Genomic DNA, 16,467 nt, shown 5'->3' with positions numbered 1-16,467 from the left:
GAGGGTCTTTTTTATAAAATTAAGTTACGCTTGCTTATCTTTGTCTTCTGCAAGGAAGAACCATGTTTCCAAAACTGAATCTGGATTTAACGAGACAGTTTCAATACCTTGCTCCATCAGCCACTTGGCAAGATCTGGATGATCTGATGGACCCTGACCACAAATACCAATGTATTTACCTGCTTTACGACATGCATGAATCGCCATTGAAAGCAGAGCTTTCACTGCTGGATCACGTTCATCAAATAGGTGAGAGACAATACCAGAGTCACGATCCAGACCCAATGTCAACTGAGTCAAATCATTTGAACCAATAGAGAAACCATCAAAATGTTCAAGGAATTGTTCAGCCAATAATGCATTGGTTGGTAATTCACACATCATGATCACTTTCAGACCATTTTCGCCACGTTTTAAACCATTCTGAGCCAATAATTCAATGACACGTTTTGCTTCTGCTACTGTACGTACAAAAGGAATCATGATTTGAATATTGGTCAAGCCCATTTCGTCACGTGCTTTTTTCAAGGCACGGCATTCAAGCTCGAAACAGTCACGGAAGTTATCTGAGACATAACGGCTCGCACCACGGAAACCCAACATCGGGTTTTCTTCTTCTGGCTCGTATAACTTACCGCCAATAAGGTTGGCATATTCGTTAGACTTAAAGTCTGACATACGCACAATCACTGGTTTTTCAGCAAATGCCGCTGCAAGTGTTGCAATCCCTTCAACCAATTTTTCGACATAAAATTCAACAGGAGATGAATAGCCCGCAGTACGTGCCATCACTGCTGCACGGGTTTCACGCGGTAAGCTTTCAATATTGAGCAAGGCTTTTGGATGCACACCGATCATACGGTTAATAATGAACTCAAGACGTGCCAGACCAATACCACCGTTTGGAATTTGAGCAAAGTCAAATGCACGGTCAGGATTACCAACGTTCATCATAATTTTGAACGGAAGTTTTGGCATTGACTCAATGGAGTTACGTTGAATTTCAAAATCCAGCGCACCTTCATAAATAAAGCCTGTATCACCTTCAGCACAAGAAACAGTCACTTCTTGCCCGTCAGTTAATACTTCTGTCGCATTACCTGTACCTACAATGGCTGGTACACCCAATTCACGGGCAATAATAGCAGCGTGACAAGTACGACCACCACGGTTGGTCACAATCGCAGCGGCACGTTTCATGACAGGTTCCCAGTCTGGATCAGTCATGTCTGAAACAAGAACATCACCTTCCTGAACTTTGTCCATTTCTTTAATGGAGGTCACCACGCGTACTTTACCAGAACCGATGCGTTGACCAATTGAACGACCTTCACACAAGACTGTACCACGTTGTTTAAGTAAATAACGTTCCATGGTGCCAACACTTTGACGGCTTTTAACAGTTTCAGGACGTGCCTGAACAATGTAAATTTGGCCATCATCGCCATCTTTAGCCCATTCGATGTCCATTGGCGCACCGTAATGGTCTTCAATAATCATGGCTTGTTTGGCAAGCTCTTGTAGCTCATGGTCATTTAAAGCAAATTGTTGACGGTCTGGTTTTTCAACGTCTACCACCACCACTGATTTACCCGCAGAACCTTCTTCGCCATAAATCATTTTTTGGTGTTTAGAACCAAGGTTACGGCGTAGTACAGAATGTCTGCCATTTTTTAGCAACGGTTTAGACAGATAAAATTCGTCAGGGTTAACTGCACCTTGAACCACCATTTCACCCAAACCATAAGACGCAGTAATAAATACCACATCACGGAAGCCTGATTCAGTGTCCAGTGTAAACATTACGCCTGCTGCACCCGTTTCAGAGCGAACCATGCGCTGGATACCTGCTGAAAGGGCAACAATATCGTGTGCAAAACCTTGGTGCACACGGTAAGCGATCGCACGGTCATTATATAAAGAAGCAAACACTTCCTTAATTGCGATCAGGATGTTGTCAATACCACGAATATTCAGAAAAGTTTCTTGTTGACCTGCGAAAGACGCATCTGGCAAATCTTCAGCGGTCGCAGATGAACGAACGGCAACCGCGATATCTGGGTTGCCGTTGGAAAGTGCATTGAATGCGTCACGGACTTCTTTTTCTAAGGCTGGAATGAGAGGCGTATCTACAATCCATTGACGGATTTTGGCACCAGTTTCAGCAAGTGCATTTACATCATCGACATTTAATTGATTGAGTTCCGCTTGAATTTTTGCGTTTAAACCGCTTTGTTCAAGGAACTCACGATAAGCAGCAGCAGTTGTGGCAAAGCCACCCGGTACAGACACACCAGCATTGGATAAATGGCTGATCATTTCACCAAGAGAGGAGTTTTTCCCACCCACGAGTTCAACGTCGTGTTTCCCTAATTTTTCCAGACCGATTACGCGCGCTTCCAAAGTTTTCACTCCACTTTTCCAGTATTAATGACTATCTTGGCAAGAAGAAAAGATATCGATGTGCTTAGGTTTTGGATTTTACTCTAAGCGACAGTCATGTAAGATCAGATTACTATAAAGATTATATAGCACTAAGACAAATGTTTGAGGAGATTTTTCATGTCAGATGGTAAACAAATTAAGCGGAGTGTTTTTTTTATTTCGGATGGAACCGCGATTACGGCAGAAACCCTCGGACATTCTTTATTAGCGCAGTTTCCGAATGTTGATTTTGACATTCATATTATTCCGTATATCACCAGTGAAGAAGCTGCCATGAATGTGGTTGCAGAGATTAATAGTTGCCAGTCTAAAGACCAAAGTTTACCGCTGGTGTTTGATACTTTGGTCGATCCAAATGTGCGTGAAATTATTAATACTGCCAAAGCTGTGAATCTGGATGTTTTTGAAGGTTTGATTAGTAAGCTTGAACAGGAACTTGGAATACCACCGACAACTTTAGTCGGACAGACTCATGCGGTAACAGATTCTGAATATTATAAAGCTCGTATTGATGCTGTCCATTTTGCATTGGACAATGATGATGGTGCACGTACTCGCCATTATGATAAAGCCGATATTATTTTGATTGGGGTATCACGTTCGGGTAAAACTCCGACTTCAATTTATTTGTCGTTACAGTTTGGAATTCGTGTAGCAAACTATCCATTAACCGAAGAAGATCTGGATGATAATCGTTTGCCTAAGGTATTGAAAGAACATAAAAATAAGCTGTTTGGTTTAATGATTGATGCGGAGCGTTTGGTTGCAATTCGTAATGAACGTAAAGCCAATAGTCGTTATGCAAGCTTTAGCCAATGTCAGATGGAATTACGAGCAATTGAAGGAATTTATATTTCAGAAGGTATTCCGTATTTAAACGTCACTGAAATGTCGATTGAGGAAATTTCAACACGTATCTTACAGATGGCAGGCTTGAAACGTCGTATTGGTTAAGCAATTTACAGACAATATTAGATTTCTTTCATCATTGTTTAAACCCTCTTTATTTTTCTCCTATAGGCTTGAAATAGAAGGGATGGGTGAAAGAAGTCTATTGTCGATGATGTAAATTAGCCTTAATCGCATGAAAGGAAATAAATATAAGATATTTATTTCCTCTTTTAAATCTGAATGTTTTAACTATTTTTTATATCCATCAATAAACTAAAGTTTTCGAGTCGCTTTTCAGTGTCATAAATATCACACGTGAAAATAAACTCATCGACTTCAACATGATCTAACAAATCTTGTAGACCTGCTTTCACAGTTTCAGGTGAACCAATTTGTGCCAATGCATAGAAGTTATTGACTGAAATACGTTCAGCTGGCGTCCAGATATTTTCCATTGAATCAATCGGTGGTTTGAGTTTTAAACTTTGCCCACGCATTAAACCTAAGACACGCTGATAGGCACTGGTGGCTAAGTAGGCTGCTTCATCATCAGTTTTTGCCACAACGGTAGGAACGCCGATTGAAACATAAGGTCGCTCCAGATATTCTGAAGCTTGAAAATTTTCTCGGTAGAGTTGTACTGCCTGAGACAACATACGCGGTGCAAAATGTGAGGCAAAGGAATAGGGAAGGCCTAAGCGAGCAGCCAATTGCGCACTAAATAGACTTGAACCCAACAACCAGACTGGAACATGTGTGCCATGTCCCGGTGTCGCTACAATTTTCTGATTTGGTTCAGGGTCTTTAAAATATTTTAAAATCTCAAGCACATCTTGTGGAAATTGATCTTCAGTTTCCTGACGACCACGACGCAAGGCGCGCATGGTCATTTGATCGGTGCCGGGTGCACGACCTAGACCCAATTCGATACGGTTCGGATATAGTGTGGCCAGTGTACCAAACTGTTCTGCAACCACTAAAGGTGCATGATTGGGCAACATGATACCGCCAGAACCTAAACGTATCGACTGTGTATTTGCAGCGATATAACCAATTAAAACCGAAGTCGCAGAACTGGCAATACCATCCATATTATGATGTTCTGCTAACCATAGGCGTTCGTACCCAAGTTTTTCGGCGTGTTGAGCTAATTCCAAAGCATGCTGTAATGAAAATTGAACCGTTTTGTCATTTCGAATGGGAGCAAGTTCAAGAATAGAAAATCGGGTATCTTTTAAAGTCGACATAAGCAGTGCTCAAAACTATATATCGATATTTTACGATTTATGAATGGGGCTGTATATCGTTTTTCTTCGATTTATGATTTTATTTGTAAATATAAAAAACAAAGCACCAATTCTGGTGCTTTGTTTGTGATTCAAATATGAATCTAAACTTTTAAGTTATAGGCGTTAATAAAAAATTAACGGTGGCTACGGTAATAGCGTGAGTGACGATTCCACTTACGTGAGTTACTATAACGTTTTTCTTCGGCACGATCTTTGGCAATTTTATTACCTAAAGCTGAACCACCTGCTGCGCCCAGTGCTGAACCAATATATCCGCCACTTGTGCCGCCCATATTTTTACCTACAGTATAACCACCTACACCACCCAAGCCACCACCAATGGCTGATTCGGTACGGTTACGTTTATTACTGGCCACTGCGGCACCACCAGCACCACCAATTGCAGAACCAATCATAGCGCCTGTGTTACCACCCATTTGGTTCCCCAGCGCAGTACCTACGACACTACCTAATGCTGAAGTTGCTGCAACTCGTGTGGTATTGTCTGCATGAGCGTTGATTGCAAACATTGAAGAAATAGCCAATACACCACTCAATAATAAGTTGTTTGCTTTCATTTTAAATCTCCATGTCCCGACAACAGGACTTTATCTATTTCGTTGCAGCAAATGTAACAAAAGGATTCATGCAAAATATGGAGATTGCGGTGCTTATCTTTACAGTTTGGGTGTGTTTTGTATGCTTTCTATTAAAACTGTCTAATAAAGCAACTGCGATGCATAAAAATGGCTCAAATATGTAGAAATTAAGAAAATTCAGAGCTTAAAGATCATGCTCATACGCTCAAATCTGAGCTTATCTATGTTCTTTGATGCCCATAATCGGTAAACTATGCGCAATTTTAGCTTTGACTGATCACTTCTTCTTTAGCAAATACATGCTGCACAGCAAATGTAGGGTGGAGATGTGATCCTTTTATCTTGAGATGTTTCCACTTATGAAAGAGTCATTACGTTTACGACTGGATCAACTTTGTGATCGTTATGAAGAGTTGACTGCATTATTGGCAGATGCTGAAGTCATTTCTGATAATAAGCGTTTTCGTAAACTGTCACGTGAACATAGTGATTTATCTGAAATGGTTGAAGTCTGGGGTAAATATCGTCAGGCTGAACAGGATATTGTGACTGCCGAAGAGATGTTGAATGATCCCGATTTTAAGGATATGGCCCAAGAAGAAATTAAGGAAAACCGTGCCTTAATTGAACAGCTTGAAGCTGATCTCAATATTTTAATGATTCCCAAAGATCCGAATGATGCCAATTCTGCTTATCTGGAAGTTCGCGCGGGAACAGGTGGTGATGAAGCGGCAATTTTCTCAGGTGATTTATTCCGTATGTATAGTAAATATGCGGAGTCTCAGGGCTGGCGTATAGAAGTCTTATCTGAAAATGAAGGCGAACACGGTGGCTATAAAGAAGTGATTTGCCGTGTGGATGGTGATGGTGTCTACGGTCGTCTAAAATTTGAAAGTGGTGCACATCGAGTACAACGCGTACCTGCAACGGAATCACAAGGACGAGTACATACTTCTGCTTGTACAGTTGCGATTTTGCCCGAAGTTGATGTAGATACGACGGTTGAGATTAACCCTGCCGATTTACGTATTGATACTTATCGAGCGTCTGGTGCAGGCGGTCAGCACATTAACAAAACAGATTCTGCGGTGCGTATTACTCATATCCCAACAGGTGTGGTGGTGGAGTGTCAGGAAGAACGTTCGCAGCATAAAAACAAAGCCAAAGCGATGGCGCTGTTGGTTTCACGTCTGGAAAATGCCAAGCGCGCGGCACAGGAAACAGCGACTTCTGAAATGCGTCGTGACTTGGTTGGATCGGGCGACCGCTCAGAGCGTATTCGTACTTATAACTATCCTCAAGGTCGAATGACAGATCACCGCATTAATTTAACCTTATATAAGTTAGACGCAATTATGGAAGGTGATTTGACTGAATTACTGGACAGTCTACATCGTGAATATCAAGCGGATCAGTTGGCAATGCTAGCCCAAGAGAATGGCGGCTAATGAAGATTGGGCAAGCTTTAAACCTGCGCGGTGAGTCTGACAGTTATGAGCGTCAGGAAGCTACGTGGTTGCTTGAACATGTCCTCAATCTGAATTCGCTTGAATTAAAAATGCGTCAAATGCAAGTTTTGACGCATGAACAAGAACAAGCTTTTTTAGATGGTTTGATGCGATTATCCAAAGGTGAGCCGCTGGCTTATATTACGGGTTCGCAACCATTTTGGAGTCTGGATCTGACTGTCACCTCAGATACTTTAGTGCCGAGACCCGATACAGAAATTTTAATTGAAACGGTTTTATCTTTAGATTTACCGTTTCAAACTTCAATGGTGGATTTAGGCACAGGAACAGGTGCAATTGCTTTATCTTTGGCCAAAGAGCGTCCTGACTGGAAAGTTTTGGCAACCGATATTTATTTTCCAACGCTTGAAGTTGCACAAAATAATGCACAAAAGCATGGTTTGACTCAGGTTCAATTTGTTTGCAGTGCTTGGTTTGAGGCCATTCCTGCACAAAGGTTTGATTTAATTGTGTCCAATCCTCCATACATTGATGCAGATGATGAACACATGGTCAATCTGGGAACAGAGCCTCGTCGCGCGTTAGTCGCAGAGCATCAGGGGCTTGCTGATCTGGAGCTGATTATAGACCAAGCACCGAAATGGATGAATATTGATGCATGGTTAGTGCTTGAGCATGGTTATGATCAAGGAGACGCGGTTCGTCAATTGTTGCAAAAGCGCGGTTTTATTCAGGTTCAAACCCGAAAAGATTATGGTGGAAATGATCGGATTAGTTTGGGGCAATGGAAAGCATAAAAAACGATAAATTGTTTTTAGTTTGAAGACTTCGATCGATAAGCACTTGGATTGACCCCCGTCCATTTTTTAAAAGCACGGTAAAACGCACTCGGATCATGAAAATTTAAAGCATCACTGATGTCCTGAATACTATCTTGAGTTTTAGTTAGACGTTCAATCGCAATATCACAACGGATGTCATTTTTAAGTTGTTGATAACTGATATTTTCAGCTTTTAAACGTCGTTGAATAGTTGCTTCGGACATATTTAACTGCTGCGAAAGTTCTTTCAATTCAGGCCAAAGCGCGGGATGGTGTTGCATAAGATGTCTACGAATCATCAGGCTTAGCGCATTTTCATTTTTGTAGCGTACCAATAGATTTTGTGGGGTTTGTTTTAGAAATTCATGCAGCGATTTCTTGTCTTTTTTAATTTTAATCTGTAAATAATCTGCATTGAATTCCACGCGATTCGATGCTGCATCAAATTCGATATTTTCACAAAAACGGACATAATAATCTTGCGGATAAGCAGGTTTACTACATTTTAAACTGATTTTATCAATCGCAATGCGTTGATCTGCCAACCAGCACAATAAACCATGAATTAGCATTAAAAAAGTCGCGTAGCTAAACATCCGTTTGGTATGAGCTTGATCGTGGATGATCAGATATGCCAGATTTTGTTCGAGTCTAAGCTCTGCGCGTATATCATTCAGAAGAATAGAAAAAAACTTTAAAATATCAATCAATGCTTTTTCAATGGTTTCGGCATGCATAACCAGTTTTGCCAGTAATTGATAGCTGCCACGTCGCATTGGATGTGAATCCATGCCAAAAAATTCATCATCCATGTGATTGGCAAGTTCTATCCAAAGCTGAGCATAAGCTGAAACTGGGATTCTGGCTTTTGGAAAATTCAAAAGCTCATATGAAATACCTGCCTGTTGAACAATTTTTTCAATATTCAAGCCACGACTATGAGCCACACTCAAAGCTTCATTGACCAATGCAATGGAAATGGTTCCCTTGTTTGAAGATGAAATATTTGATTGTGCAATCCGTTGCATGTATGACCTAACATTAAGAATTAAAATCTTTTAAATGATCAAAATGTCCAAAAACCGCAGAACATTTGAAGTTTTTTGAAATTGTACTGTAAAAGTTGAGCTTTTACTCTGGGACTTATGTCAGATTAAATTAAATCACGTGGAAATTAGCAATGAAAATTCAAGGAAAACACTTCATTATTACAGGGGGCGCATCGGGATTAGGTGCAGCAACGGCTGAATGTTTGGTTGAACGAGGTGCTCGTATCACCTTAGTTGATATGAATGTCAATACTGGGCAGGCTCAGGCTGAAAAATTAGGGGAAGCAGCGGATTTTGTTGCATTGGATGTGACCAATGAAATTGAGGTTGCACAGTTTTTTAAGCAGACATTAGACAAACATGGCGCAATTCATGGCTTGATTAACTGTGCAGGAGTTGGCCCATCTGCAAAAGTGGTGGGTAAAGAGGGTATTCACGATCTGGCATTGTTCAATAAAGTCTTGAATATCAATGTGACAGGGACTTTTAACATGCTGCGTTTTGCAGCAGAAGCGATGACACATAATGCCGCAACACTTGAAGATGAAGACCGTGGTGTGATTATCAATACAGCATCGGTGGCTGCCTTTGATGGGCAAATTGGTCAGGCGGCATATGCGGCCTCCAAAGGTGCAGTTGTGGCGATGACTTTGCCCATTGCACGTGAGTTAGGTCGTCATGCTATTCGTGTGGTGACGATTGCCCCCGGTATTATGGAAACACCGATGCTCAAGGCTTTACCGCAAAATGTTCAGGATTCACTGGGTCAAATGGTGCCTTATCCTTCACGTTTGGGTAAGCCTGATGAGTTTGCACGATTGGCTGTACATATTATAGAGAATGCTTATCTGAATGGTGAGGTGATTCGACTGGATGGTGCGATTCGTATGGCTCCAAAATAAGATCATCATCATTGAGGTCAATATGCAGAATCCCTCAGCCAGATTGAGGGATTTGGAAATTGAAAAAATGAAGAAAGCGGGTTAAGTTGGATTTGATCACCCATACTAAAAGCATCATGTGATGTTTTACGATAATAAAAATGGATCGGGAATATAGATCAAATTTTATTGGTCCTATATATGAAAAACGGAATAAAAGAGGTTTTCGGGATGAAGACACTGACACAAGCCTATGCAGAATTTGATTTAAATCAAATTATTCAAGAGCAACTTCAAGGGCATAAAAATCAAATCAATGCTTATGAAGAATGTTGTGGTAGATATGTAGGTCATGACAAAGTGGCTTTAATCTGGGAAGGCAAGAATGGAGAACAGCAACAATATACATTTGATCAACTTGCTGAACATTCTGGAAAATTAGCCAATTACTTTAAGTCGGTTCATCTTCAGGCAGGTGATTGCATTGCGGGTTTATTACCTCGAACGCCAGAATTACTCATCACGATTTTAGCCACTTGGCGTATTGGTGCAATTTACCAGCCACTTTTTACCGCATTTGAATCCAAAGCCATTGAGCATCGTTTACAAACTGCACAAACCAAACTGGTGGTCAGCAATACCGAACAACAACCTAAACTTAACGATTTGGATATTCAGCAAATCTTGATGGTAAAAACTAGCAATGATCATCTTGGTCAGGGTGATTTTTGGAGTGTCATTCATACATTTGATGCAGATTGCCCAGTTGAATATCGTCACTTTGATGATGATTTTTTAATGATGTTTACTTCAGGTACAACGGGTTTAGCTAAATCTGTACCTGTGCCACTCAAAGCAATTCTGGCGTTTAAAGGATATATGACCCATGCGGTGGATTTGCGTGAACAGGATTCATTTTGGAATCTCGCAGATCCCGGTTGGGCTTATGGGCTTTATTACGGCATTACGGGGCCTTTAAGTTTAGGTCATTGTATTTTGATGGATGAACAAGCATTTAGTGTCGATCGGGCAATTGAACTGCTGAAGAAATATCAGGTTAATAATCTGACAGGTTCTCCGACTGCATTTCGCATGTTTTATGGTTTTAAAGAAAAGTTTGATGAAAGTATTAAACAACATCTAAGAGTGGTAAGTAGCGCGGGAGAGCCTTTAACTCCAGAAGTGATTCACTGGTTTAAGCATGATCTGGATGTCAATATTTATGATCAATATGGCCAAACTGAATTGGGTATGGTGATTGGCAATCATCATGCTTTGGCGCATGTGATTAAAATTGGTTCTGCTGGTTTTGCAATACCGGGGCATCGCTTTGTGGTATTGGATGAAAATTTTCAGGAACTTGCTCAAGGCGGAATCGGAATATTAGCCATCGATAGTGATGCATCACCTTTACTTTGGTTTAAAGGTTATGGTGGAAATAACAGAAAATCCTTTGTGGGAAAATACTATCTTACGGGTGATACCGTGCAATTAAACGAACATGGTGGCATTGATTTTGTTGGTCGTGCAGACGATGTCATTACAACGTCAGGCTATCGTGTAGGCCCTTTTGATGTTGAAAGCACTTTGCTTGAATGTGAGGAGGTTTTGGAATCTGCGGTAATTGGGAAACCAGACCCTACTCGAACTGAAATTGTAAAGGCATTTGTGGTTCTCAAAACCCAATACCCAGCGACTGAAAAACTCAAAGAAAAACTGCAAATGTATGTACGTGGGCGTTTATCTAAGCATGCTTATCCTAAAGAAATCGAGTTTGTAGAGGCTTTGCCTAAAACCGTGAGTGGCAAGATTCAGCGGGGTATTCTTAAACAACAAGAAATTGAAAAAATGCAACGGCTTTGTGCCAACTAAAATGACTTTATATAAATCGTGAATGATTTCATAAAAGCTGAATAGCAAAGACCAACGCGCTGTTTCTTGATTGAAGTCGCTCGTTGGTCTTTTATCTGGAATTATATAGAGTTTATAGACTGGTCTTGACTTCATCGCCAATCGTGTAAAATGTTCCGCCTGCAATATAATGTAAACTTTTCAAACTGTTATCGACATTTGAAAAATGCCAATGTCCATCACGAAATACCCGTGAATCTGCCCATGCACCGATCACAGAACCAATAAATAAATCATGCGCTTGTTGATTGTGGGGTTCAGGAATCACTTTACAGATCAACCAAGCGATACAGCCTTCAACCAGAGGTACGCCAGAATCATCTGGGTAAAATAATTCGGTTCCACAAATTTTTAATTTATCAGGCTCCTCAAACTGACTGATACTACCTAATTGATAAGTCATATCGATTTGTGCAAAGCAAGGAACTTGTAAAGCGAAATAACCATTTTGTTCAATGATTTGTCGAGTTTTGGTACTTTTATCTAAAACCACAGTCACTTTGGCAGGGCTAAATTCCAGCGCACATGCCCACGCGGCTGCCATGACATCCACATCTTTGCCATTTTGAGCTGAAACCAGAACAGTTGGGCCGTGATTGAGTAAACGATAGGCTTTTTCGAGTTCTACAGGTTTAATATTTGTATGGGTCATTTTAATAAGCTCATCATTTTACAATGCTTATATATTGGCAGAAGATGTTATGGAAATAACCTAATTTTAAAAGATCTATACAGTAAAAGGCTGCTATTTATTTTTTTGGGTGTCTAAAATTGGGGAATACAGGTCAATGCTAAGTTATAGAAAATCAAATGTTCGTCAAATTTATTTTAGGATGTATGTTCTGTTTGGGACTAATGGGATGTCATACATTGAACGTCAAACCTCAAACAGCTGAAGAAACACAGGAATGTCGGGTCTATCGAGCCATGATGACTGCACCAATGGATCCTTTGGCGATGCAGCAATTAAAAACAAAATGCTTGGAATCTCGAAAATAAATAAACCATCTATGCGATAGAAAACCACTACAACGGTGTATGTAATCTGGTGGATATTTTCTAAACTACCTGTGCGATAGCAAACCTGAGAAACGTAAGGCAAGATCGTTCCCTGTTTTTCTAAACTACCTGTGCGATAGCAAACTTTTCCGAAAATGTCAGGAGTGCGTCCATTTATTTCTAAACTACCTGTGCGATAGCAAACAAAATTAATCACAAACTTGAGAGCAATAAATGTTTCTAAACTACCTGTGCGATAGCAAACAGAATGGGAGCGCATCGTCGGTGCAGCGTCGCTTTCTAAACTACCTGTGCGATAGCAAACTTCGTAGCGTGATATAGCGTTAAGTGCAGAAATTTCTAAACTACCTATGCGATAGCAAACCTATTTCTATTAAAACTGGCGAAAATGCGAACTTTCTAAACTACCTATGCGATAGCAAACAGCATAAGCCCCCAGCAACGTAAAGCGTATCTTTTCTAAACTACCTATGCGATAGCAAACTCAAGGTTGGTTCATTCTTTATTGATGATAAATTTCTAAACTACCTATGCGATAGCAAACCTTTAACTTGCCCCGGAATTTCTGAGGTATAGTTTCTAAACTACCTATGCGATAGCAAACTTTTTAAATTTCATCACGCCACCTCAATTTACTTTCTAAACTACCTATGCGATAGCAAACCACCTGAAAAGTACGCAAGACGTTTACGTGAATTTCTAAACTACCTATGCGATAGCAAACCATTCTTATCGCGCAATACTGTATGAATATGATTTCTAAACTACCTATGCGATAGCAAACAAATAGAGCTAAATCCATAATTGCTTTTATTATTTCTAAACTACCTATGCGATAGCAAACGACTGGTAGTCAAACATCGCAGACTTCAAGTATTTCTAAACTACCTATGCGATAGCAAACTATACAATAAAAATAATAAATGTAATGATAACAATAGGTTAATAGTGCAACCTTTTACTTGGCCAAAGAAATTAATACTTACTCTAAGTTAATGATTTTATTAAGCTATTAAAGATCATTAAAAATTTTGGATCAGATCATATTATAAAGTCAAATTCATTAAAATTGAAGCCATTAGCTTTAGGCATTAAAAAGCAACACAAAACAAGGTATCATAAGCCGTTTTGCATCATTACCTTTTGGAGACCCCTGAGTGGAGCGACCGACTATTCAACCTGAACAATTACAGGAAGCAGCAGAAAACTTAACGACAATTCGTGATTTTATTCGTTTTGGAGTGACTGCACTACGTCAATATGATGCTCATTTAGGTCAGGGGACTGAAGACTATTTTGCAGAAAGTTCAGCACTGGTTTTACAAACATTGTCTCTGGAATGGGCGGCAGATGCTGAGATTCTGGACGCAAAACTACTGCCGAGCGAAAAAGCTGAATTTTTAAGTCTGCTGGAACGCCGTGTCAATGAACGCATTCCAACTTCTTATTTGCTTAATTTAGCTTATTTCGCCAACAAACCATTTTATGTGGATGAGCGTGTATTGATTCCACGTTCACCCATTGCCGAATTAATCGAACAACGTTTTGCGCCATATTGCCTAGATGAACATGGCAATATGCATGAGGCATTAAATAATTTACCTGAAAACTCACATCCTAAAACGCCGCACCGTATTTTGGATATGTGCACAGGATCAGGTTGTATTGCGATTGCTTTAGCTTATGCATTTCCTGAATCAGAAGTAGACGCGACTGATATTTCCAAAGATGCGCTTGAAGTTGCAGCGATTAATACAGAACATCATGATAAGCAATATCATGTCGCGCTATTGGAATCTGACCTTTTTTCAAAAATTCCTGCCGAAAACCAATACGATTTAATCGTGAGTAATCCGCCTTATGTCGATGCAGAAGACATGGCGGATTTACCTGAAGAATTTTTGCATGAACCAGAACTTGCTTTGGCAGCAGGTCAGGATGGGCTGGATTTGGTTCGTAAAATGTTGGCTCAGGCGGCAGATTACTTAACTGAAGATGGTTTAATTATCATTGAAGTCGGGAATTCTGAATGGGCGATGCGTCAAAATTTCAACACTATTGATTTCCACTGGCTGAGCTTTAAAAAAGGTGGTTCAGGTATTTTTGCTTTAACCGCAGAGCAATGTCGCCGTTATCAGCGTTTATTTCAAGAATCTTTAGAAGCTTAAAGGAGTTGTAAATATGGCAGGGAATAGTATTGGACAACTCTTTCGCGTAACCACCTGTGGTGAGTCACATGGTATCGGCTTAATGGCGATTGTAGATGGTGTTCCACCCGGTTTAGAGCTTTGTGCTGAAGATTTGCAAAAAGATTTGGATCGACGTAAACCCGGAACATCCAAGTTTGCAACGCAACGCAAAGAACCCGATGAAGTTGAAATTATTTCAGGTGTTTTTGAAGGTAAAACCACAGGCACTTCAATTGGTTTACTGATTCGCAATACCGATCAGAAATCGAAGGATTATGGCAATATTGCACAGACTTTCCGTCCGGGTCATGCTGATTATACTTATACGCAAAAGTATGGTTTCCGTGATTATCGCGGTGGTGGACGTTCAAGTGCGCGTGAAACAGCCATGCGCGTTGCTGCGGGTGCAATTGCAAAAAAATATCTGGCTGAAAAGTTTGGGATCGTGATTCGTGGACATGTCACCCAAATTGGCAATGAAATTGCAGAGAAACTGGACTGGAATGAAGTCCCCAATAATCCTTTCTTTTGTGGAGATGTTGATGCAGTTCCTCGCTTTGAAGCTTTAGTCACGTCTTTGCGTGAACAAGGCACAAGTTGTGGTGCAAAACTTGAAATTTTAGCAGAAAAAGTTCCAGTGGGTTGGGGCGAGCCAGTATTTGATCGTCTGGATGCTGATATTGCCCATGCCATGATGAGCATTAATGCGGTGAAAGGTGTTGAAATTGGTGATGGTTTTGCAGTCGCAGGTCAGTTTGGTCATGAAAGCCGTGATGAACTGACAACATCGGGTTTTCTTGCTAATCATGCAGGTGGTATCTTGGGCGGGATCTCCAGCGGACAAACCATTCGTGTGGCGATTGCACTCAAACCAACAGCAAGTATTACCACACCGGGTAAAACTATTAATCTGGATCGTGAAAATACAGATGTACTGACTAAAGGCCGTCATGATCCGTGTGTGGGGGTGCGTGCAACGCCAATTGCAGAAGCGATGCTTGCGATTGTATTGATGGATCATTTCTTACGCAATCGTGCGCAAAATGCTGATGTAGTTGCGCCATTTGCGCCGATAGAACCATAAGTCAGCCTACTTAGTCTGTTAAAAAACTCACCATTTCGGTGAGTTTTTTTATGATCAAAGCATAAGCTGTAAATTTATGAAGCATTGTAGACATTAATAAAATTTTGATAAGCGGAAGATGCTTTCCCATCTATATACATTGCTCGTTTAATTATGCCGTGATCTGTATGAATTTGGACATCAATACGTTTGGCATTTTTAAATGAAGCTAAAAAACTGTTAGGAACAATGATATGATTCGATGAGCGTTTAGGTGTTAAGCGACTGATAGACTGAAGTTCTGTAGGTTGCGTTGGTGTGTAACTTAAAGGCTTACCATCTATAATAAAAGTGATTTTTTTAATATCATAATAAAGATAACTACTATTTAAACGCACATCAATTCTGAGTTGTGATTTATCATTAGAACGCCATGAAGCTGCCATAATGGGACATTGTTCATTCGCTTTGCATAGTAACAAACCTGCTGTAGCAAGTTGATCTGCATCTTGCGTTTTTTCAGGAGCAGATGCGCAACCGCATAATAAACTTGAAAAAACTGCCAACAATCCAATCGCTTTTATCATTTTCAGATTCCTGTTCAATTTATAGATGACTATTTTGTGACTAAAATTTAAGCTAAGAAAAGGCAAGTATCATAAAAGATAAACTTTGTTCTAACATGACTTTAATAGATATTACTTTGATTTTTACTTAAATATCATGTGTATGTCACGTGGTTTTAAAATTAATTTTGTTTACATATATCAGTAAGCTTGGAGAAGTGCGGAAATATTATGATGAAATTCAAGCTATCTGATAATTAGTTCACTTAGCTGT

At 40.1% G+C, this 16,467-nt stretch carries 14 protein-coding genes and 1 CRISPR repeat array; of the genes, 8 read left to right on the top strand and 6 right to left on the bottom strand.

All coding sequences use genetic code 11. From position 1 onward, the window contains the following. Positions 1–24 precede the first annotated feature (24 nt). Positions 25–2,412, bottom strand: coding sequence for a phosphoenolpyruvate synthase (ppsA, locus tag E0D95_RS03760; protein WP_171478529.1), 2,388 nt, complete (start codon positions 2,410–2,412; stop codon positions 25–27). 150 nt (positions 2,413–2,562) lie between these two features. Between ppsA and ppsR the strand changes: the two genes are divergently transcribed. After that, positions 2,563–3,399 (top strand): posphoenolpyruvate synthetase regulatory kinase/phosphorylase PpsR, encoded by an 837-nt coding sequence (gene ppsR / locus E0D95_RS03755; RefSeq protein WP_130802626.1) that lies wholly within the window; start codon positions 2,563–2,565, stop codon positions 3,397–3,399. 182 nt (positions 3,400–3,581) lie between these two features. Here ppsR and E0D95_RS03750 read toward each other — a convergent pair whose 3' ends face one another. Beyond that, positions 3,582–4,583, bottom strand: a complete 1,002-nt coding sequence (locus E0D95_RS03750; protein ID WP_130802625.1) for an LLM class flavin-dependent oxidoreductase — start codon at positions 4,581–4,583, stop codon at positions 3,582–3,584. 176 nt (positions 4,584–4,759) lie between these two features. Further along, positions 4,760–5,203 carry a glycine zipper domain-containing protein gene (locus E0D95_RS03745; protein WP_130802624.1) on the bottom strand — a complete coding sequence of 148 codons (444 nt, stop codon included), beginning with the start codon at positions 5,201–5,203 and terminating at the stop codon, positions 4,760–4,762. Between the two features lie 380 nt (positions 5,204–5,583). Between E0D95_RS03745 and prfA the strand changes: the two genes are divergently transcribed. After that, positions 5,584–6,672 carry a peptide chain release factor 1 gene (gene prfA, locus E0D95_RS03740; protein ID WP_130802623.1) on the top strand — a complete coding sequence of 363 codons (1,089 nt, stop codon included), beginning with the start codon at positions 5,584–5,586 and terminating at the stop codon, positions 6,670–6,672. Continuing rightward, complete coding sequence (gene prmC, locus E0D95_RS03735) at positions 6,672–7,490, top strand: peptide chain release factor N(5)-glutamine methyltransferase (RefSeq protein ID WP_130802622.1); 819 nt, start codon at positions 6,672–6,674, stop codon at positions 7,488–7,490. Before prfA ends, prmC begins: the two co-directional genes overlap by 1 nt. Positions 7,491–7,507: 17 nt before the next feature. On the opposite strand, the gene E0D95_RS03730 is transcribed toward prmC, so the two are convergent. Continuing rightward, positions 7,508–8,542: an AraC family transcriptional regulator gene (locus tag E0D95_RS03730; protein WP_130802621.1), complete on the bottom strand. Its 1,035-nt coding sequence runs from the start codon at positions 8,540–8,542 to the stop codon at positions 7,508–7,510. 152 nt (positions 8,543–8,694) lie between these two features. On the opposite strand from E0D95_RS03730, the gene E0D95_RS03725 reads away from it, so the two are divergent. Continuing rightward, on the top strand, positions 8,695–9,465 hold the full coding sequence (locus E0D95_RS03725; protein WP_130802620.1) for a 3-hydroxyacyl-CoA dehydrogenase: 771 nt from the start codon (positions 8,695–8,697) through the stop codon (positions 9,463–9,465). Positions 9,466–9,645: 180 nt separating this feature from the next. Then, on the top strand, positions 9,646–11,316 hold the full coding sequence (locus E0D95_RS03720) for an AMP-binding protein (RefSeq protein WP_431830734.1): 1,671 nt from the start codon (positions 9,646–9,648) through the stop codon (positions 11,314–11,316). 112 nt (positions 11,317–11,428) lie between these two features. On the opposite strand, the gene E0D95_RS03715 is transcribed toward E0D95_RS03720, so the two are convergent. Beyond that, positions 11,429–12,007: a flavin reductase family protein gene (locus E0D95_RS03715; RefSeq protein WP_130802618.1), complete on the bottom strand. Its 579-nt coding sequence runs from the start codon at positions 12,005–12,007 to the stop codon at positions 11,429–11,431. Positions 12,008–12,225: 218 nt separating this feature from the next. On the opposite strand from E0D95_RS03715, the gene E0D95_RS15985 reads away from it, so the two are divergent. From E0D95_RS15985 to aroC, 3 genes are all read left to right on the top strand, one after another. After that, complete coding sequence (locus E0D95_RS15985; protein ID WP_431830733.1) at positions 12,226–12,354, top strand: hypothetical protein; 129 nt, start codon at positions 12,226–12,228, stop codon at positions 12,352–12,354. Positions 12,355–12,411: 57 nt separating this feature from the next. Then, positions 12,412–13,279: direct repeats of the CRISPR family, unit length 28 nt; unit sequence TTTCTAAACTACCTATGCGATAGCAAAC. Between the two features lie 253 nt (positions 13,280–13,532). Next, positions 13,533–14,543 carry a 50S ribosomal protein L3 N(5)-glutamine methyltransferase gene (prmB, locus tag E0D95_RS03710; protein WP_130802617.1) on the top strand — a complete coding sequence of 337 codons (1,011 nt, stop codon included), beginning with the start codon at positions 13,533–13,535 and terminating at the stop codon, positions 14,541–14,543. Between the two features lie 13 nt (positions 14,544–14,556). Further along, entirely contained in the window at positions 14,557–15,648 is a 1,092-nt protein-coding gene (gene aroC, locus E0D95_RS03705) for a chorismate synthase (protein ID WP_130802616.1), read from the top strand. 74 nt (positions 15,649–15,722) lie between these two features. On the opposite strand, the gene E0D95_RS03700 is transcribed toward aroC, so the two are convergent. Continuing rightward, positions 15,723–16,214: a hypothetical protein gene (locus E0D95_RS03700; protein WP_130802615.1), complete on the bottom strand. Its 492-nt coding sequence runs from the start codon at positions 16,212–16,214 to the stop codon at positions 15,723–15,725. Between the last annotated feature and the right edge of the window lie 253 nt (positions 16,215–16,467).

The organism is Acinetobacter ihumii, assembly GCF_900625095.1.
GTDB classification, from domain to species: Bacteria; Pseudomonadota; Gammaproteobacteria; order Pseudomonadales; family Moraxellaceae; genus Acinetobacter; species Acinetobacter ihumii.
This window is presented reverse-complemented; position numbering and strand designations above follow the sequence as displayed.